Annotated in this window: 18 protein-coding genes; 8 read left to right on the top strand and 10 right to left on the bottom strand. The window is 69.5% G+C overall.

Annotation, left to right across the window (positions count from 1 at the left end; all coding sequences use genetic code 11):
• Window position 1: 1 nt before the first annotated feature.
• A complete protein-coding gene (glmM, locus tag AC1ROY_RS23540; protein WP_493151338.1) occupies window positions 2-1378 on the bottom strand; it encodes a phosphoglucosamine mutase in 1377 nt (458 codons plus the stop codon).
• 69 nt (window positions 1379-1447) lie between these two features.
• On the opposite strand from glmM, the gene AC1ROY_RS23535 reads away from it, so the two are divergent.
• The 7 genes from AC1ROY_RS23535 to parE all read left to right on the top strand — a co-directional run bounded on the left by AC1ROY_RS23535 (window position 1448) and on the right by parE (window position 9314).
• Window positions 1448-2515: an NAD(P)H-dependent flavin oxidoreductase gene (locus tag AC1ROY_RS23535; protein WP_493151337.1), complete on the top strand. Its 1068-nt coding sequence runs from the start codon at window positions 1448-1450 to the stop codon at window positions 2513-2515.
• 83 nt (window positions 2516-2598) lie between these two features.
• Window positions 2599-2871, top strand: a complete 273-nt coding sequence (locus tag AC1ROY_RS23530) for a hypothetical protein (RefSeq protein ID WP_493151336.1) — start codon at window positions 2599-2601, stop codon at window positions 2869-2871.
• Between the two features lie 116 nt (window positions 2872-2987).
• Window positions 2988-4274, top strand: a complete 1287-nt coding sequence (locus AC1ROY_RS23525) for an NCS2 family permease (RefSeq protein ID WP_493151335.1) — start codon at window positions 2988-2990, stop codon at window positions 4272-4274.
• Complete coding sequence (locus tag AC1ROY_RS23520) at window positions 4274-5863, top strand: MFS transporter (RefSeq protein ID WP_493151334.1); 1590 nt, start codon at window positions 4274-4276, stop codon at window positions 5861-5863. The genes AC1ROY_RS23525 and AC1ROY_RS23520 overlap by 1 nt, the downstream gene beginning before the upstream one ends.
• A gap of 60 nt (window positions 5864-5923) precedes the next feature.
• Window positions 5924-6406 (top strand): DNA starvation/stationary phase protection protein Dps, encoded by a 483-nt coding sequence (gene dps / locus AC1ROY_RS23515; RefSeq protein WP_493151333.1) that lies wholly within the window; start codon window positions 5924-5926, stop codon window positions 6404-6406.
• 98 nt (window positions 6407-6504) lie between these two features.
• Window positions 6505-7233, top strand: a complete 729-nt coding sequence (locus AC1ROY_RS23510; protein ID WP_493151332.1) for an alpha/beta hydrolase family protein — start codon at window positions 6505-6507, stop codon at window positions 7231-7233.
• Window positions 7234-7340: 107 nt separating this feature from the next.
• A complete protein-coding gene (gene parE, locus AC1ROY_RS23505) occupies window positions 7341-9314 on the top strand; it encodes a DNA topoisomerase IV subunit B (RefSeq protein ID WP_493151331.1) in 1974 nt (657 codons plus the stop codon).
• A 25-nt stretch (window positions 9315-9339) separates the two neighbouring features.
• Here the strand turns inward: parE and AC1ROY_RS23500 are convergent, their stop codons facing one another.
• Together AC1ROY_RS23500 and AC1ROY_RS23495 are read right to left on the bottom strand one after the other, a co-directional pair.
• Window positions 9340-9819 carry a glutathione peroxidase gene (locus AC1ROY_RS23500; RefSeq protein ID WP_493151330.1) on the bottom strand — a complete coding sequence of 160 codons (480 nt, stop codon included), beginning with the start codon at window positions 9817-9819 and terminating at the stop codon, window positions 9340-9342.
• A 1-nt stretch (window position 9820) separates the two neighbouring features.
• The gene (locus tag AC1ROY_RS23495) at window positions 9821-10033 is read right to left on the bottom strand and encodes a hypothetical protein (protein WP_493151329.1); all 213 of its coding nucleotides are present in this window, start codon (window positions 10031-10033) and stop codon (window positions 9821-9823) included.
• An 87-nt stretch (window positions 10034-10120) separates the two neighbouring features.
• Here AC1ROY_RS23495 and AC1ROY_RS23490 point away from each other — a divergent pair, with 87 nt between their 5' ends.
• On the top strand, window positions 10121-10453 hold the full coding sequence (locus AC1ROY_RS23490; protein WP_493151328.1) for a DUF1491 family protein: 333 nt from the start codon (window positions 10121-10123) through the stop codon (window positions 10451-10453).
• A 642-nt stretch (window positions 10454-11095) separates the two neighbouring features.
• Here the strand turns inward: AC1ROY_RS23490 and AC1ROY_RS23485 are convergent.
• From AC1ROY_RS23485 to AC1ROY_RS23455, 7 genes are all read right to left on the bottom strand, one after another.
• Window positions 11096-12079 carry a tripartite tricarboxylate transporter substrate-binding protein gene (locus AC1ROY_RS23485; protein WP_493151327.1) on the bottom strand — a complete coding sequence of 328 codons (984 nt, stop codon included), beginning with the start codon at window positions 12077-12079 and terminating at the stop codon, window positions 11096-11098.
• A gap of 126 nt (window positions 12080-12205) precedes the next feature.
• On the bottom strand, window positions 12206-12901 hold the full coding sequence (locus AC1ROY_RS23480; protein ID WP_493151326.1) for an RraA family protein: 696 nt from the start codon (window positions 12899-12901) through the stop codon (window positions 12206-12208).
• Window positions 12902-12951: 50 nt separating this feature from the next.
• Complete coding sequence (locus tag AC1ROY_RS23475; RefSeq protein ID WP_493151325.1) at window positions 12952-13944, bottom strand: amidohydrolase family protein; 993 nt, start codon at window positions 13942-13944, stop codon at window positions 12952-12954.
• Between the two features lie 732 nt (window positions 13945-14676).
• A complete protein-coding gene (locus AC1ROY_RS23470; protein ID WP_493151324.1) occupies window positions 14677-15366 on the bottom strand; it encodes a GntR family transcriptional regulator in 690 nt (229 codons plus the stop codon).
• A gap of 183 nt (window positions 15367-15549) precedes the next feature.
• Complete coding sequence (locus AC1ROY_RS23465) at window positions 15550-16596, bottom strand: uroporphyrinogen decarboxylase family protein (protein WP_493151323.1); 1047 nt, start codon at window positions 16594-16596, stop codon at window positions 15550-15552.
• Between the two features lie 134 nt (window positions 16597-16730).
• Window positions 16731-17243, bottom strand: a complete 513-nt coding sequence (locus tag AC1ROY_RS23460; protein ID WP_493151322.1) for a DUF2271 domain-containing protein — start codon at window positions 17241-17243, stop codon at window positions 16731-16733.
• Window positions 17244-17302: 59 nt separating this feature from the next.
• A complete protein-coding gene (locus tag AC1ROY_RS23455; RefSeq protein WP_493151321.1) occupies window positions 17303-17851 on the bottom strand; it encodes an EF-hand domain-containing protein in 549 nt (182 codons plus the stop codon).
• Window positions 17852-17909 lie beyond the last annotated feature (58 nt).

The raw sequence follows: 17909 nt of genomic DNA, 5'->3' as shown, positions 1-17909 counted from the left end.
CCTAGGCGCTGACCTTGGAGCGGATCGTCCCGCAGAGGCTGTCGAGCACCTGGTTCAGTCGCCCCTCCTCCTCCGCCTCCACCATCACGCGGATGACCGGCTCCGTGCCGCTCGCGCGGATGAGCACGCGGCCCGCCTCGCCGAGCGCCTTCTCCTCGGCCGCGATCAGGCTCTGCACGCCGGCATCCTTCAGCGGCGAGGCGCCGGTGAAGCGGATGTTCACGAGCCGCTGCGGCAGCGTCTCGAACAGCCGGCAGGCTTCGCTCGCCGGCCGCTTCTGCTCGACCAGCACGGCCAGCACCTGGAGCGCGGCCACCAGCCCGTCGCCGGTCGTGCCGAAATCGCTCAGGATCACATGGCCCGACTGCTCGCCGCCGAGGTTACAGCCGGTCTCGCGCATGCGCTCGCTGACGTAGCGGTCGCCGACGGCCGTGCGGTGCAGCGCCAGGCCCTTGGATTTGAGGAAGCGCTCCAGCCCCATGTTGCTCATGACGGTCGCGACCAGCGCGTCGCCCTTGAGCCGGCCCTGCTGCGCCCAGGAGGCGGCGATCAGCGCCAGGATCTGGTCGCCGTCGATGAGCTGGCCCTTCTCGTCCACCAGCACCACGCGGTCCGCGTCGCCGTCCAGCGCAATGCCCAGGTCGGCCCGGCGCTCGGTCACCAGCGCGGCGAGCTGGCCCGGCGAGGTGGAGCCGACGTTGCGGTTGATGTTAAAGCCGTCGGGCGCCACGCCGACGCTCACCACCTCGGCGCCCAGCTCCCAGAGCACGGTGGGCGCCACCTTGTAGGCCGCGCCATGCGCGCAATCGACCACGATGCGCAGGCCCTCCAGGGTCAGGCCGCGGGGGAAGCTGGCCTTGGCGGCCTCGATGTAGCGGCCCGGCGCGTCGTCCAGCCGAGAGGCGCGGCCCAGCCGCTCGGGCGTCACCAGGGCCGCGGTCAGATCGCCCTCCATCAGCGCCTCGATGGCGCTCTCCTGCTCATCCGAGAGCTTCAGCCCGTCCGGGCCGAAGAGCTTGATGCCGTTATCCTCGTGCGGGTTGTGCGAGGCGCTGATCATCACGCCAAGATCGGCGCGCAGCGAGCGCGTCAGCAGCGCGATGGCCGGGGTCGGCAGCGGCCCCACCAGCACCACGTCGATGCCGGCCGAGACGAAGCCCGCCGTCAGCGCCGGCTCCAGCATGTAGCCCGAGAGCCGCGTGTCCTTGCCGATGACCACCCGATGGCGATGGGTGCCGCGGTTGAAGAAGCGCCCCGCCGCCTGGCCGAGTCGCAGCGCCGTGCCCGCGTCCATGGGCGCGCGATTGGCCGTGCCGCGGATGCCGTCGGTGCCGAAAAGCTTGCGCTTGGGGGCGCCTGGGAGGGTCTTGAGGGTCATCGGGTTCGTCATGCGTTCTGTAGTCGGACTGTCTTGCTACCGCCCGCGCCGGGCGGACACAATCACGGCATGTCCTCCGCCCGAGACCGCGCCCTCGCCTTCTGCGCCCGCTTCGGCCTGCGTGCGCCCATCCTCCAGGCGCCCATGGCCAGCGCCTCGCCGCCCGAGCTCGGCATCGCCGTGGCCAATGCGGGCGGGCTGGGCGGCATGGGCGCGCTGGCCTCAAGCCCCGCGGAGATCTCGGATTGGGCGAAGGTCTTCCGGGCCGGGAGCAATGGGGCCTTCCAGATGAACCTCTGGGCGCCCGACGCGGACCCGGTGCGCGATCCCGCGCGCGAGGAGGCCGCGCGCCGGGCGCTTGCAGCCCTCGGCCCGGAGCCGCCGCCATTGGGCGACGGGCCCTTCCTCCAGGATTTCATCGCCCAGCGCGACGCGGTGCTGGCCGCCGGTCCCTCCGCGGTCTCGACCATGATGGGCAAGGGTTGGGACGAGAGCTTCGTCGCCGGGCTGAAGGCCCGCGGCATTCTCTGGATTTGCAACGCCACCACGCTCGCCGAGGCGCGCGAGGCCGAGGCGGCCGGGGCCGACGCCATCATCGCCCAGGGCGCCGAGGCCGGCGGCCACCGCGGCAGCTTCACGCCGGAGACGGCGGAGGCGCAGCTCGTCGGCCTCTTCGCGCTGGTGCCGCGCTTCGCCGACGCGCTGTCCGTGCCGGTGATCGCGGCGGGTGGAATCATGGACGGGCGCGGCGTGGCGGCCGCGCTGACGCTGGGAGCGAGCGCAGTGCAGCTCGGCACGGCCTTCCTGCGCTGCCCCGAGGCGGCGGTGGCGGCGGCCTGGGCCGACGCGCTGCCGCATGCGGCGCCGGAGGATACGGTGCTGACGCGTGCCTTCACCGGGCGGCTGGCGCGCGGCATCGCCAATGCGGTGACGCGGACTTTCGAGACGGTGGCGCCGGCGCCCTACCCGCTCCAGCGCGTGCTGACCGTGCCGATGCGCGCGGAGGCGGCGCAAGAGAACGATCCGAGCCGCATGCAGCTCTGGGCCGGCCAGGGGGCGGCAATGGCGCGCGCCGAACCCGCCGGGGACGTGGTGCGGCGGCTATGGGCCGACGCGGAGACCCTGTTACCCGCCTGACTGCGTGGCCGCCCCGCTCCGGCGGACCGGCAACCTCGCCGTCGATGCCGGGTTTTTGGGTTGGTATCCACGGGAGGTAGAACATGGCCGATCACACACCGCGCAACGAGATGGCGGAACGGCTCGCGAGCAACGTCCAGCGCGCCCATTTCGCGAAGAGCTTCGCCGGCGCCCTGGCGGGCTTCGGTGGCCGGATGGGTGGCAACGCCCGGGAACGGCTGATGCTCTGGCGGAAGGCCGCGCATTCCGCCCTTCGTCCGGGGACGGCGTTCCCGCCGCCCGATGGCGATCATCCCGCGGGCGGCATCAGCGGCGCGCCGCCGCTGCCGTCCTGGCCGTCGAGCACCGCGCGATAGGCATCGACGGCAATGGCCTCCTCGCCGGCGGATCGCCGGCGGCCCGAACGCGCAAGTGACATCGACTTCCCCATCTGCGTAACCTCCGCCCGCCATCAGGGGGAGCGGCGCGGTCCATGGAGCGATTCTTCGGCCTCGCCGAGCAGGGCACGAACATCCGCCGTGAAGTGGCGGCCGGCGCGGCCACCTTCCTCACGATGGCCTATATCCTGGTGGTGAACCCGCAGATCCTGGCCGCGGCCGGCATCGATCCCGGCGCGGCCTTCGTCGCGACCTGCCTGGCCGCCGCCGTCGGCTCGGCGCTGATGGGGCTTATCGCGAACCTGCCCATCGCGCTCGCGCCGGGCATGGGGATCAATGCCTATTTCGCCTTCGTGGTGGTCGGCGCCCAGGGGGTCTCCTGGCAGGCGGCGCTGGGGGCGGTCTTCGTCTCGGGGCTGATCTTCTTCGCCGTCAGCATCTCGCGCATCCGCGAATGGCTGATCGACGGCATCCCGCTCTCGCTCAAGCTCGGCATCGCGGCGGGGATCGGCATGTTCCTCGGCCTGATCGGGCTCAAGAACCTCGGCCTCGTCGTCGCCAACCCCGCGACGCTGGTGGGCATGGGCAACATCGCCTCCGCCCCCGTCATCCTCGGCAGCTGCGGCTTCATCCTGATGGCCGCGCTCTCCGCCCGCCGCGTGCCCGGCGCCATTATCATCGGCATCCTCGCCACGGCGGCCGCCGGCATCCCCTTCGGGCTCACCACCTTCCACGGCGTCCTGGCGCCGCCGCCCTCGCTGGCGCCGACCTTCCTGCAGCTGGACATCGGCGCCGTCTTCACCGTGGGCATGCTGGGCGTGGTCTTCACCTTCTTCCTGGTGGACCTGCTGGACAATGCGGGGACGCTGATCGGCACCACCCACCGCGCCGGGCTGATGCGCGAGGACGGCAGCGTGCCGCGCCTCGGCCGCGCGCTGATGGCCGATTCCGGCGGCGCCATGATCGGCGCGGCGCTCGGCACCTCCACCACCGTCAGCTACATCGAGAGCGCCGCCGGCATCCAGCAGGGCGGCCGCACCGGGCTGACGGCGCTCGCGGTCGCGCTGTTCTTCCTCCTCGCGCTCTTCGCCGCGCCGCTGGCCGCCTCCGTGCCGGAATACGCCACCGCGCCGGCACTGATCTTTGTCGCCGGGCTGATGGCCCAGGCGTTGAAGGGCGTGCACTGGAACGACGAGACCGAGTACCTGCCCGCCATGATCACCGTCTTCGCCATGCCCTTCACCTTCTCCATCACGACCGGAATCGGCCTCGGCTTCCTCGCCTATGCCGGCGTGAAGACCCTGGCCGGTCGCGCCGGCGAGGTGCATGGCGCCGTCTGGGTCCTCGCGGCTCTCTGCGCCATCAAGTTCGCCGTGATCTGATGCGCCGCCCGGCCGCCTTCGCGCCGCTGCGGCATCCGGCGTTCCGGCTGCTGTGGATCGCCAACCTCGCCTCCAACACGGGGCTCTTCATCCAGAACACGGCGGCCGGCTGGCTGATGACCAGCCTCGACCCCGCGCCGATCATGGTCAGCTTCGTGCAGGCCTCCTCCATGCTGCCGGTCTTCCTGCTGGCCCTGCCGGCCGGGGCGCTGGCCGACATCATGGACCGGCGCATCTTCCTGATCGGCGCGCAGCTCTGGATGGCGCTGATGGCGGCGCTGCTCTGCCTGCTCACCTGGGGCGACGCGCTGGGGCCCTGGGGGCTGGTGGCCTTCACCTTCGCGCTCGGCGCCGGCCTCGCCATGACCTTCCCCGCCTGGGCCGCGACCACGCCGGAGCTGGTGCCGCGCGAGGACCTCGTGGGCGCCATCGCGCTCAACGGCATCGGCTTCAACCTGACCCGCGCGGTGGGGCCGGCGATCGGCGGCCTGGTCGTCGCCTGGTTCGGCATCGAGGCGGCCTTCGCGCTGAACGCCCTCTGCATCCTGGCCCTGGTGGTCGCGCTCTTCCTCTGGAAGCGCGAGGCCGTGATCTCCCGCATGCCGCGCGAGCATTTTCTCTCCGCCGTGCGGGCCGGGGCGCGCTTCGTCGCGGCGACGCCGGCGATGCACGCGGCCATCATCCGCGCGGTGGTCTTCTTCCTGTTCGGCTCGGCGGTCTGGGGCCTGCTGCCGCTGCTGGTGCGCGAGACGCTGAACCTCGGTCCCCAGGCCTTCGGCCTGCTGCTGGGCTGCATGGGCGCCGGCGCCGTCGCGGCCGGCTTCGTGCTGCCGGCGATGCGCGGGCGGCTCGACCGCTCGGGGCTGGTCTTCTGGTCCTCGCTGCTGAGCGGGCTGTCGCTGCTGATCCTGGCCACGCTGCACCACTGGGCCTTCGCCGCGTTGGGGATGCTGCTCTACGGCGTGTCCTGGATCTCGGCGGCCTCGACCCTGCAGGCCTCGGCGCAGATGGCCGCACCGGCCTGGGTGCGGGCGCGGGCGATCGGCATCTACCAGATGTGCTTCTTCGGGGCGATGGCGCTGGGCTCCGCCTTCGCCGGCTGGATCGCGGGCCGGGTGGGCGTCGAGCTCACCATGGGGCTCTTCGCGGCGGGCGCCGGGGCGGGAGCGATCGCCGTGCGCAACTGGCGGCTGGAGGGCGGGGCGCCGGCGCCGCCGCCCGCCGTGGAGCTCGCCCGGCCCGAGCCCGCCGCGGCCGAGCTGCGCGCCATGCTGCACGAGGGCGAGAACCGCGTGCTGGAGGTCGTGCGCTACCACGTGGCGTCCGCCGATCGCGAGCGCTTCCTCGACATGATGGCCGAGTGCCGCCGCGTCCGGCTGCGCGGCGGCGCCGCCTCCTGGCGGCTCTACGAGGACATCGCGCATCCCGAGCGCTGGGTCGAGCTGTGGTCCATCGAGAGCTGGGAGGAGCATCTGCGCGAGGCCGCGCGCCTGACGGAGGAGGACCGCGCCATTCTCGGGCGCGCCGCGAGCTTCGACACGCAGGGCACAGGCCCGGAAGCCGCGCGCTATGTGAATGTCAGGGTCTGACATGCATCAATGGCGCAGGACGGCGACGTTCCCATAATGGGGACAGAGGAGAATGAATTCATGGCCAAGCTTGCGACCACCCGCAACACCCTGGGCGAGAACGCCCGCCTCGCCAGCGTCGGTCTGCTCAACGCCGCGCTCGCCGACCTCGTCGACCTCAGCAATGCCGTGAAGATGGCGCATTGGAACGTGAAGGGCCCGCAATTCGCGGCGCTGCACCTCCTGTTCGAGGGCTTCTACGGCCAGCTTGCCGAGGCGGTGGACGACACGGCCGAGCGCATCGTGCAGATCGGCGGCACGCCGGCTGGCACGACGCAGCAGGTGGGCGCGGCGACGCGGCTGGCGCCCTACCCCGCTGACCTGAAAGACGGCATCGCCCATGTGACGGCGCTGGCCGACCGCTACGGCGCGCTGGCCGCCACCTCGCGCGAGGCGATCGACACCTCGGCCGAGGCGGGCGACGCCGATACCGCGGACCTCTTCACGGCCACCTCGCGCATGCTCGACAAGGCGCTGTGGATGCTGGAGGCCCATCTGGCCTGAGGCCATAGGCCCGTCCGATCGGGCTTATCGTCAACGTGGGATTGCCGCTTCCGCCGACTTTTCGCATCAATGGCGAAATCTGGCGGGAGCGGAACGACGTGGCCACCATCGAAAACTACATCGACATAGCCCAGGCCTGCTACGCCCGGGCGGGATCGGCCATCGACGCGCCGGGCGAGTGGACCGTCCAGAAATGGGAGTGGGCCACCTGGTACGGCAACGGCTACCAGGGCGGCGTCTTCGAGACGCGCGACGAGATCATCGTAGGCTTCTCCGGCACCAAAGGCGGGCTGACCACGGCGCCGGTCTCGCAGAATTCCGGCAACATCCGCATCGGCGTGAACGTGATCCCCAACATGGCCGGCAGCGCCTTCGCCATGGTGAACTGGGCGAAGGAGACCGCCTTCGGCCGCCCCATCAGCATCTGCGGCCATTCGCTGGGCGGCGGGCTGGCGCAGGTGGTCGGGAACTGGTCGGGACTGCCCTTCATCTCCTTCAACGGGCCGGGGATGGCCTCGCACCTCAAGATGTCGGCCTTCAACCTCTTTAAGCCGATGCAGATGGTCCGCTCCGCCCTCTCGAAGAACACCTCTGACACGGTCGGCATCTGCTTCACGGTGAAGGGCGATTTCGTGGGCGAGTTCGGCTCCCATGTGGGCCACGAGATCGTCGTGCCCAACCGGGGCGGGGGCGACACGCACAGTCTCGATGCGATCCTCAGCGGCATCGGCGTGGCCAAGTCGCGGACCTCGACGCCGCGGACCTTCCTGTCCATCTGGCCCGCCGCCCCCACGGGTCGCGAGCGAAGCTCGCGGATGAGAGGCTGATGAGAGCCAGTTCCCGTCGAGCCGAGGCTGGATGAAGGGGCCGGCGCTGAGGTTGCGGAGGACTCCGCGCCTCGGGTAAGGTCCGGCCCGGGGACAGCGAACACATCATGAACGATCTTTTCGGGGGGCGCGGCGGCAAGGCCGGCGCCGCCTCCAGCTACAGCGCCGCCGATATCGAGGTCCTGGAGGGGCTCGAGCCCGTGCGCCGGCGCCCCGGCATGTATATCGGCGGCACTGACGACAACGCGCTCCACCACCTCGCCGCCGAGATCCTGGACAATTCCATGGACGAGGCGGTGGCCGGCCATGCCGACCGCATCGACGTGGTGCTGGAGGCCGGCAACTGGTTCTCCGTGCGCGACAATGGCCGCGGCATCCCGGTGGACCCGCATCCGAAATTCCCGAAGCTGTCGGCGTTGGAGGTGATCCTCACCACGCTGCACTCCGGCGGCAAGTTCTCGGGCAAGGCCTATGACACCTCGGGCGGCCTCCACGGCGTGGGCAGCAGCGTGGTGAACGCCCTGGCCGAGGAGCTGGAGGTGGAGGTCGCGCTCGGCGGCGAACTGTTCAAGCAAAGCTATTCGCGCGGCAAGCCCACCACGAAGCTCAAGCGCGCCGGCGAGGTGCGCAACCGCCGCGGCACGCTGATCCGCTTCAAGCCGGACCCCGAGATCTTCGGCGCCCTGCCCTTCCGCGCCGAGCGGCTCTTCCGTCTGTGTCGGTCCAAGGCCTACCTCTACCGCGGTGTCGAGATCCGCTGGCGCTGCGATCCCTCGCTCGTCACCGGCGACACGCCGGCCGAGGCGGTGCTGCACTTCCCCGGCGGGCTCTCGGACTTCCTGGCCACGGCCGTCGAGGGCAAGTCGGCCGTGGTGCCCGTGGCCTTCGCCGGGACTGCGGAGTTCCCCAATTCCGCCGGCCGCTGCGAATGGGCCATCACCTGGCTCGACCATGGCGACGGCTTCCTCTCCACCTATGCCAACACCATCCCGACCCCGCAGGGTGGCACGCATGAGGCCGGGCTGCGCGGCGCGCTGCTCAAGGGGCTGCGCGCCTATGGCGAGATGAAGAAGGAGAAGCGTGCCGCCAACGTCACCGCCGAGGACATTCTGGGCGGCATGGCAGGGATGCTCAGCGTCTTCATCCGCGACCCGCATTTCCAGGGCCAGACCAAGGACAAGCTCACCAACGGCGACGCGCAGCGGCTGACGGAGAACGCGCTGCGCGACCCCTTCGACCACTGGCTCGCCGGCGATCCGCAGAACGCCGACAACCTGCTCGCCTTCGCGATCGAGCGCTCAGAGGAACGGCTGCGCCGCCGGGCCGAGAAGGACACGCCGCGCAAGACCGCCACCCGCAAGCTGCGGCTGCCGGGCAAGCTGACGGACTGCTCCAGCGAAAGCAGCGTGAACACCGAGATTTTTCTCGTCGAGGGCGACAGCGCCGGCGGCTCCGCCAAGCAGGCGCGCGACCGCGAGACTCAGGCCGTGCTGCCGTTGCGTGGAAAGATCCTGAACGTGGCGAGCGCCTCCGCGGAAAAGCTGCGCGGCAACCAGGAGCTGAAGGACCTCATCGAGGCACTGGGCTGCGGCGTCGGCGACCGCTTCGACATCGCCAAGCTGCGCTACGGCCGCGTCGTCATCATGACGGACGCCGACGTGGACGGCGCGCATATCGCCGCCCTGCTCATGACCTTCTTCTACAAGGAGCTGCCGGAGCTGGTGCGGCAGGGGAAGGTGTTCCTCGCCCAGCCGCCGCTCTTCCGGCTGCAGGCCGGCGACAGGAGCGTCTATGCGATGGACGACGCCGACCGCGAGCGGCAGCTGAAGCGCCACTTCAAGCCGAACCAGAAGGTCGAGGTCAGCCGGTTCAAGGGGCTCGGCGAGATGCCGGCCGCCGTGCTGAAGGAGACCACCATGGCGCCCGCCAAGCGCGTGCTGCTGAAGGTGATCCTGCCGCCGGAGGAGCGCGCGAAGACCGCGGAGCTCATGGAGGCGCTGATGGGCCGCAAGCCGGAGCTGCGCTTCAAGTTCATCCAGGACAATGCAGCGACGCTGGATGCGGAAGCCGTGGATGCGTGAGGCTTGAGGGGTCTGTCCCCTCGCCTCAGAGCAGGCGCTCGATCGCGTCCTTCATCGCCTCGGGCTTCGTCGTCGATCCGTAGCGCCGGACGACCTTGCCCTCGCGATCCACCAGGAACTTGGTGAAGTTCCACTTGATCGACGATGTCCCGAAGAAGCCCTTCGCCTGGCTCTTCAGCCATTGATACAGCGGATGCGCGCCCGGCCCGTTCACCTCGACCTTCGCGAACATCGGGAAGCCCACGTCGTAGGTGAGCTTGCAGAACTCGCCGATCTCGGCCTCGCTGCCCGGCTCCTGCGCGCCGAACTGGTTGCAGGGGAAGCCCAGCACCGCGAGCCCGCGCTCCGACAGCTCCTCATGGAGCTTCTCCAGCCCCTCGTATTGGGGCGTGAAGCCGCACTTGCTCGCGGTGTTGACGATGAGCAGGACCTTGCCGCGATAGCCGGCGAGCCCGACCTCCCGGCCGGTGATGTCGCGCGCGGAAAAATCGTAGGCGGTTGTCACCTCAGATCGGCTTATGGGCGCGGTCCATCAGTCGCGTGAAGAAGCCGGGTTTCTTCGCGGGGGACTCGGCCACCGCGACCTTGGCCGCCGCCGCAGCCTCCTCCTTCGCGCGCTTCTCCTTGTCGCGCAGCCAGGCCTCCAGGCTCATGCCAGCCTTGGCCGCGCGCTTCGCCTCGTAGCTGCGCTGGCCTTCGGTGAGCTTCTTCGCGTCCATCACTCAACTCCGGGGGGATCGATTCCGTTCCTTGTGCCCATCGGCGGGGCTTGCGGCAAGCGGGGAGCAGCGCTTAACGCAGGCGTCATGGACGCACGCGTCAAAGCCCATATCTGGGTCTCCATGGCCATCCGCATGTCGGACATGGCGGGCCGCCCGGCCGCCGTGCTGCGCAAGGGCGACGTCGATTCCGGCGGTCTCCTGTGCGTGCTCGAGGGTCGCGAGGGACAGGTCGTGCTGTCCCAGGCCCGCGACGCCGAGGGCCGGCCGGCCTGGGTCCGCGGCACGGGGCCCGCACCGGTCGACCGCGAGACGGCCGACGCCTATGTCCAGCGCCAGGTGAAACGCGACCCGGACCTCTGGGTGCTGGAGTTCGAGGCACCGGACTACGTGCCGCCCTTCGAGGCGCGGATCCTCTGAGGGTGCGATGCAGGGGACTTTGTCCCTCGCGCCTTCTTTCACCACCCTATCTATCGTTTCCGCGATCTGCGCGGCGATCTCGGGCTGGGTGGTCATGTGCAGCGAAGCTAGCCCTGCTTCAACGACGATCCCCGGCGGTTTCCGCGGCGGGGCTGGCCGGACGATGATACGGCGACCGGCGCCCGCGCCTTATTGAGAGCCTCGGCATTGTCGCCCTCCAAGACGGCGCGGCGAAGCTCAGCCAGCTTCTGCCGATAGGTCACCCGGGTCCATCATCTGCTCGGCCAGCACATCGAGCACGATCTTCATGCGGTTGACCGTGGAACGGTTGGTGCAGACGCGCCTCGGGCCGGATGTGATCCTGAGGCAATCGGCGGGCGATCGCAGTGGAGCTGAGGCCCGCCACGAACTCGCCGAAGATGCGCCGAATGATATTCGCCTGATCGGGGTCGATCTCACGCATCCCGCGCTCGACCTCTCCATCCCATCGCAGGACACCGACGAGCCGCCAATATCCATGGAAGAGGACGCCGACCCGGCGATACCATCAGCAGACATCGCTCAGCCGCCGAGTCCGCCCTCATCGGACGGACACGAGGATCTCCGGGGATGCCTTCCAAGGTCCCGCCCCGGACGGCCGCCCTACTCCACCTTCATGTCGGCCAGCCGCGCCACCTCCGTCCAGCGCGCCGCCTCTTCCCGGATCCGGGTGGCGAAGGCGTCCGGCCCGGCATTGACCACGATGGCCGACTGCTCGGCCAGGGTGGCCGCCACGCCGGGCTGGCGCATCAGCGCCGCGGCGTCGGTGGAGATCCTCTGCACGATCGCCGCCGGCGTGCCCGCCGGCGCCAGCAGCCCGACCCAGGGGCTGGTGTCGGCGATCCGGATTCCCAGCTCGTCCAGCGTCGGCACGCCCGGCAGCGTGTCCAGCCGCTGCGGCCCGGCGATGGCCAGCGCCCGCAGCCGGCCCGACAGCACGAGCTGCAGCGCCCCGGCCGTCAGCGTGCTGAAGCTGAGCGGCACCCGCCCCGCGACCACGTCCTGAAGGGCGGCCGGGCCTCCGCGATAGGCGACATGCGTCAGCTCGACGCCCGTCGCGCGGTTGAACATCTCGCCCGCGAAATGCCCCGGCGAGCCCGTGCCGGAGGTGGAGAAGGTCAGGCCCGCCGGCTGGGCCTTCGCCGCGGCGATCACGGCGGCGACGTCGCGCCAGGGCTGCTCCGGCCCGGCGAACAGCACCGTCGCCGATCCGTAGAGCAGTAGGATCGGCGCGAGGTCCGTCAGCGTGTCGTAGGGCAGGTTTCGGTACAGCCCGACGTTCAGGGTCAGGGTGTTCCCGCCCATCACCAGCGTGTAGCCGTCCGGCACGGCGCGGGCGCAGGCCTCGAAGGCGATGATGGAATTGGCGCCGGGCCGGTTCTCGATCACCACCGGCTGCCCCCAGGCGGCCTGCAGCCCCGGCTGCACCATCCGCGCTGCGAGATCGACCGGGCCACCCGGCGGGAAGCCCACGAGGATGCGCACGGGTCGTGTCGGCCAGGACTGCGCGCTCCCCGCGGCCGGCGCCGCACCCGCTGACAACGCCCCGAGCATCAGGGCGCGCCGCGAGGATCTTGTTTGGATCATCGTCGTTTCCTCCTTCGATTCTTCTTCGTTCCGCTCCACCAGCCTCGGATCGAGGCAGCCGTCAGCTCCTCCGGCTCGAGGAAGCGACGCCTTCCTTCGGTCCCGGAAGGCGCCGCGGGTCCAGGGTCAGAGCATCATCCTGCGCTCCTGCGCCTCGATCCAGCCGCGGTCCCAGGTGCCGGCGTCGATGGCCTGGAGCGCTTCGGTTTCCTTGCGCTGCTGGGCCTCGGCGAGCGCGATCAGGGCCGGCGCCTCCTCCTGCGAGATCGCGATGAGCCCGTCCTCGTCGCCCACGACGATGTCGCCGGGATGGACCACCATCCCCCCGACCGTGACGGGCACGTTGATCTCGCCCGGGCCCGACTTGTGCGGGCCCCGGTGGGTGACGCCGCGCGCGTAACAGGGGAAGTCCTTGGCGCGGATGGCGGCGAGGTCGCGGATGGCTCCATCGAGCACCAGGCCCGCGATGCCGATGCTCTCCGCATAGGTCGCCATGATCTCGCCCAGCAGGGACTGGCTCAGCTCGCCCCCGCCGTCGACCACGAGCACGTCGCCCGGGCGGCAGAAGTCGAAGGCGCGATGGATGGCCAGGTTGTCGCCGGCGCGCGTGCGCACCGTGACGGCCGTCCCCGCCATCGGCTTCGGCCGGTGATACGGCGTGAGGCCGACCGTTCCGGTCAGCCGCGCCATGTTGTCGCTGAGCAGCGAGACGGCGAGCGACCGCAGCTGGTCGAGGATCGCCGGCGAGGCCTGCGCCGCCGAGGGATTGCGGCGCCAGCCGGGCGCCTGGGACGGAAGATGGGCAATGGTGGCTTGCGACATGGACGGGTTCCCTGTTGTTGTCGTTGTCTGGGCGGGCGCGGAACGGGCGCTTACCACTTCACCCTGTTGAACAGCTTCCGGGCGTTGCCGCTGAAGATCTTCTCCCTGTCCTCGGGGGAGAGCCATTCGATGCTGCGTACCATCGGGACGGTGTCGTCGAAGCCGCGCCCCGTCTCCGGATCGATGGCCTGCGCCGTGCCGAACATCTCGCTGGCATAGAGGATCCGGTCCGGCCCGATCCGGCGGATCGTCATCTCCATGGCATCCCGGTCGTAGAGGGCGAGGTCGAAGTAGAGGTGGCGCACCATCTCCTCGAACGGGCGCAGCTCCGACAGGGCGTGCATGGCCTGATAGCGCTTGTACTGGAACGGGATGGCGCCGCCGCCGTGGGGGATGATCAGCTTCAGCTTGGGAAAGTCGTCGAAGACGCGCGAATTGCAGAGCTCGACGACGGCGCTGATGTCCCAGGCGATGTAGTGCGTGCCGTTGATCTGCATCCCCGGGTTGAGCGTCGAGCTCACATGGATCATGCCGGGAATGTCGAGCTCGACCATCTTCTCCCAGAGCGGGTACCACCACTCGCTGCCGAGGGACGGCGTATAGGGCGCCACCCCGCCGGAGATGTCCGGGTTGATCATGCAGCCGACGAAGCCCATGCCATTCACGCAGCGGTCGAGCTCCTCGAGGCTGTTCCTCGGACTGATGCCGGGCGACTGAGGCAGCTGGGCCATGGGCGAGAACTGCTCGGGAAAGAGACGGCAGACCCGCCCGATCAGGTCGTTGCAGGTCTCGGTCCAGTACCGGCTGATCAGCTCCGAGCCGAAGTCGTGCCCCATGCCGGCGGCCCGGGGAGAGAACATCACGCGGTCGATCTCGCGCTCCCGCATCTGCCGGAGGTTGCCCTGCAGGGACTGCACGATCATCTCGTCCGAGATGTTGAGCTTGCGCCTAGCCGGCTGGTTCTGGAGGGAGACCTGCCAGCCCCGGAACGCCTCGAGCTGCGGTGGCGACTGAGTGTAGTGAGCATGGACGTCGACGATCATCACAGTTCTCTCCTGAACCCGGGACATGTCACCTCGCGCCACCGGGGCGCAGAGATGCGGCGGTTGGTTCTTCCCTTTCGCCCTGCCTGCGGAGCGCCGGCGTGAAGCTCTGGGTCTGGTCTTGATCGGGCCAGTCGGATCGGGCCCGGAGGAGCCGCCGAAACCGGGCGATGGCGTTGATGAAGGCGGTTCCGGCGGCCCCCGCCGCACCGAGGGTCCGGAGGACGGGGTGCCGGCGAACAGCGCTGCGCCCACCAGGCACGGCGTCACGGTAACCGGCAGCTGCGGAGACGAAGGCGCCGGGATGGAGGCGGCTCTTGCGGGTCATGTCGGAGTGGCGGGCCCCCGCCATCTGTCCGAGGAAACCACGACCGAACCCGACGATCGCGCGGTCCAGGTGGTTTACGACCATCGGGACGAAGGGCCGCGGGGGCAGACGCCAAGCCACGCGCTTCATTGTAAGGTCTTCCAACCCACTTCCATGGCGATCCCTCCAGGGTGTCCCGCTTTATCGCGGGCTTCGATACAAAATACATACAATCATGGAGCTATGGACGCGTCAATATGGCAAAATGCTGCTTCGCGCCGATATATTGTTTTTAGATTGCATTCATAGGCGTTCGGCGAAGCGGGAACGCGTGCCCATCTGCAGGCCGCTAGGCCCGAGCGGACAACGGCGACAACGGCAGAAGGTAATCGAATTGGTGGCGACTGCGACCCGCGGAGTCCTGCTCACCCCCGCAAGGGCGCCGAATGCCCTGTGGGGCCGGCCAGATCCCGGCGCTGCTTCCTGTAGGTCAGGAAGGACCGCCGCAGATGCACCTCCATGGCACGGTGCGCCAACAGGGGGTCCCGTGCGGCGATGGCAGCGACGATATCGTCGTGGTGCTGGATGCTCCGGCCTATGTCCTGGCTGGAGAAGAAGTAGAAAGTTCCGATCATCAGAGGCCAGTCGATAAGGCTGCGCGCGATGGAGATCAGGCGTGGTGACGAGGACGCCGTCAAGATGAGCTGATGGAAGCTGTTGTTCAGCCCCTGCAATTCGGCGACGGCCTCGGGGAGGCCGGTTTGACTGGCCTTCACCATGCGCTGATTGAGCGCCTCAAGCTCCTCGAGCTGCGCATCGTCGGCGCGCGTCGCGGCGAGCCAGGCCGCGTGCGGCTCCAACATGCAGCGCAGGTGGAACACTTCCTCGATGTCCCGCTCCGTCCAGCCGGAGACGAACACGCCGCGGTTCGCATGTGCCTCCAGAAGGCCGTCCTTGACGAGGCGCTGAAGCGCCGTGCGCACCGGAGTACGGCTGACCGCCATCTCGGCGGCAAGCGTCTCTTCCTTCAGCTGCAGGCCAGGCTCATACCGCCCGGCCATGATGCGGCGGCGCAGCTCGGCATAGATGGCTTCATTGACATTGCTCATGCGCATCTGTGCGGGCTGATCCTGAAGTACGCCTTGCCGGCTCAGGCAGCGCCGGCCATCAACTGCGCCGAAGTATAATCATTTCCTGCCACGAAAACCCAGGCGCAAAGTTCCAGGACCCATCCGCAAAGAACGTAGGATGTGGTGCGCTTGTCCTCGGCGAGGGTGCGCGGGGGTGGAACAGTTCCATCACGCCGGGCGCTGTTCTTCCAGTTCGTGCCGAACGATCGCCGCGCCATCGACCATGGCCTTCATCTTGCCGAAGGCGACATCCCGCGGAAGATACTTCAGGCCGCAATCCGGCGCGATGATCACCTGCTCCGGGTCGACATGCGGCAGGGCGCGCCGGATGCGTCCGGCGACGATCTCCGGCGTCTCAATCGCCATGTCCGAGAGGTCCAGCACGCCGAGGATGATCGTCTTGCCCCGCAGCCCCTCGAGCACGGAGGTGTCGAGCGACGATTGCGCCGTCTCGATCGAGATCTGCTGGACCGAGCAGCCGCAGAGCTCCGGCAAGAAGGAGTAGCCGGAGGGCCGCGCGTGGATCACTGCGGCATAGCCGAAGCAGATGTGGAGCGCGGTGCGCCCGGTGATGCCCTCCAGGGCACGGTTGACCGCCTTCAGCCCGAATTCGCGCGCCTTCTCCGGGCGCGCCTGCATGTAGGGCTCGTCGATCTGCACGACATCCGCACCGGCGGAGAACAGGTCGCGGATCTCGGCGTTGACGGCCTCGGCGTAGTCGAGGGCCATCTCCTCCTCGCTCTCGTAGAAGTCGTTCTGCGCCTGTTGGGCCATGGTGAAGGGGCCGGGCACGGTGATCTTGATCATGCGATCCGTGTTGGCGCGCAGGAACTCGACATCCCGCGCCTCCACGGCGTGCCGACGGCGGATGCGCCCCGTGACGCGTGGCACGGGATTGGGATGGCCGCTGCGGTCCAGCGCGGTGCCGGGGTTGTCGAGGTCGACGCCCTCCAGCGCCGTCGCGAAGCGGTTCGAGTAGCTCTCCCGCCGCATCTCGCCATCCGTGATGATGTCGAGGCCGGCGCGCTCCTGCTCCCGGATGGCCAGCAGCGTCGCGTCGTCCTGCGCTTCCGCGAGGTACTCTGCCGGGACGCGCCATAGCTCTTTCGCGCGCACGCGCGGCGGGAAACGGCTGGCCAGCTTCTCGCGGTCGATCAGCCAGTCCGGCTGAGGATAAGAGCCGACCAGGGACGTCGGAAACAGCTTTGCCATCATCCAGCACTCTCTCTGCCCAGATGGCGAGTATGTCAGGTTTCGTCCGCCCTGCCGATGCTGGCCAGCGCACGACGCTCCGGCGCTGGCTCTCAATCGGAAGGTTCGCGCCCGCTTTCGGAAAGCTGACGAGCGATTCAGCGCCGCGTGCTGACGGCCACGGTGCCCAGTTCCGAGGAGCCCGCAGCGCTGGCGGCCTGTCCCTCCGGCGGCCATTGCAGCGGAACGCGGACCATCTCGCGTCCCCCGGCCTCCCGCGCGACTTCGACGACCAGGCTGTACTCGCCCGGCGGCAGCCCGGCGAGACGCGGATTCGCCGCATCGATCACCAGCTGGTGGCGGCCCGGGGCGCGCGTCGCGCCACTGATGCCGTCGGCCGGCAGGGTCATCTCGCGTCCGGTGCGCCGCCACCATTGCCGCAGGTCCTTCAGCCAGCGCTGCCCGTGCTCGTTGCGCAGCCGCGTGTCGTACCAGACGGCAATCGTCGCGACGGATTCCTGCCGGCCGTTCTCGAGCCAGGCCGCCAGATAGGGCCGGTGGTATTCCGCGACGCTCAGCTGCGGCAGCTCGATGCTGACGCGAAGCTCGGCGCCGGCAGCCGGCGCGGCCGCCAGCCCGACAACGGCCAGGGCGGGAAGAAGGGTACGCATTCGGTGATCCTCGTCGGGAGATGATGGGGCCGCCGCCCCCGCGGCGGCCCCCGGGCCGGTCAGGGGTGCACGCCGGGCAGCGCGTCCCAGTCCTGCGCGGTCACGACGCCGTCGCGGTTGGTGTCGGCGCGCGTGAAGGTGCGGTTGGCGACGGCGTCGTACTCCTCCCGGCTGATCGAGAGGTTGCGGTCGCGGTCGATGGATTCGAAGCGCCGGCTCGCCTGCACGATCGAGCGGAGGAAGGCGTCGTCGACCTCGCGGTCGCCGTACTGGAGGCGCAGCCGTCCCGCATATTCGGCGACGTACTCGACCTCGGAGAGGCTGCCGTCCTTGTTGGCGTCGGTCCGGCGGAACATCTCGGCGCGGATCGGGTCGTACTCCGCCCGCGTCACCGTCCCGTCCCTGTTGGTGTCGTACTGCTGCAGGAAGTTGTCGCGGAAGCGCTGGCGCATGGCCGCGAGGGCCTCCGGGCTGGGCGGCGGCTCCGCATCGGCGGGGCGCGCCGCCGGGGCAGCCGAGGTTGGGGCCGGGGCCTGGGCCCTGGCCGGTTCGAGCGCCACGACGGCGGCGATGGCCAGGCCGGCGGCAAGCACGGATCGTTTCGTCATCCAAATTACCTTTCGGGAAGCGGCGGGGACCATAGCGGCTGATTCCGATTCTGCAAAT

Source organism: Roseococcus sp. GW821-FHT12F05 (genome assembly GCF_058806835.1).
The sequence above is the reverse complement of the archived record's forward strand: the minus strand, read 5'-3'. Positions and strand labels throughout refer to the sequence as shown.

Bases quoted from the DNA above. Each gene is read 5' to 3' on its own strand.
- AC1ROY_RS23460 (WP_493151322.1), bottom strand. From the start codon at position 17,243: ATGCGTACCCTTCTTCCCGCCCTGGCCGTTGTCGGGCTGGCGGCCGCG.
- AC1ROY_RS23470 (WP_493151324.1), bottom strand. From the start codon at position 15,366: ATGCGCATGAGCAATGTCAATGAAGCCATCTATGCCGAGCTGCGCCGC.
- glmM (WP_493151338.1), bottom strand. From the start codon at position 1,378: ATGACCCTCAAGACCCTCCCAGGCGCCCCCAAGCGCAAGCTTTTCGGC.
- AC1ROY_RS23465 (WP_493151323.1), bottom strand. From the start codon at position 16,596: ATGATGGCAAAGCTGTTTCCGACGTCCCTGGTCGGCTCTTATCCTCAG.
- AC1ROY_RS23490 (WP_493151328.1), top strand. From the start codon at position 10,121: ATGGACGCACGCGTCAAAGCCCATATCTGGGTCTCCATGGCCATCCGC.
- AC1ROY_RS23475 (WP_493151325.1), bottom strand. From the start codon at position 13,944: ATGATCGTCGACGTCCATGCTCACTACACTCAGTCGCCACCGCAGCTC.
- AC1ROY_RS23535 (WP_493151337.1), top strand. From the start codon at position 1,448: ATGTCCTCCGCCCGAGACCGCGCCCTCGCCTTCTGCGCCCGCTTCGGC.
- AC1ROY_RS23530 (WP_493151336.1), top strand. From the start codon at position 2,599: ATGGCCGATCACACACCGCGCAACGAGATGGCGGAACGGCTCGCGAGC.
- AC1ROY_RS23455 (WP_493151321.1), bottom strand. From the start codon at position 17,851: ATGACGAAACGATCCGTGCTTGCCGCCGGCCTGGCCATCGCCGCCGTC.
- AC1ROY_RS23495 (WP_493151329.1), bottom strand. From the start codon at position 10,033: ATGGACGCGAAGAAGCTCACCGAAGGCCAGCGCAGCTACGAGGCGAAG.
- dps (WP_493151333.1), top strand. From the start codon at position 5,924: ATGGCCAAGCTTGCGACCACCCGCAACACCCTGGGCGAGAACGCCCGC.
- AC1ROY_RS23480 (WP_493151326.1), bottom strand. From the start codon at position 12,901: ATGTCGCAAGCCACCATTGCCCATCTTCCGTCCCAGGCGCCCGGCTGG.
- AC1ROY_RS23520 (WP_493151334.1), top strand. From the start codon at position 4,274: ATGCGCCGCCCGGCCGCCTTCGCGCCGCTGCGGCATCCGGCGTTCCGG.
- AC1ROY_RS23525 (WP_493151335.1), top strand. From the start codon at position 2,988: ATGGAGCGATTCTTCGGCCTCGCCGAGCAGGGCACGAACATCCGCCGT.
- AC1ROY_RS23485 (WP_493151327.1), bottom strand. From the start codon at position 12,079: ATGATCCAAACAAGATCCTCGCGGCGCGCCCTGATGCTCGGGGCGTTG.
- parE (WP_493151331.1), top strand. From the start codon at position 7,341: ATGAACGATCTTTTCGGGGGGCGCGGCGGCAAGGCCGGCGCCGCCTCC.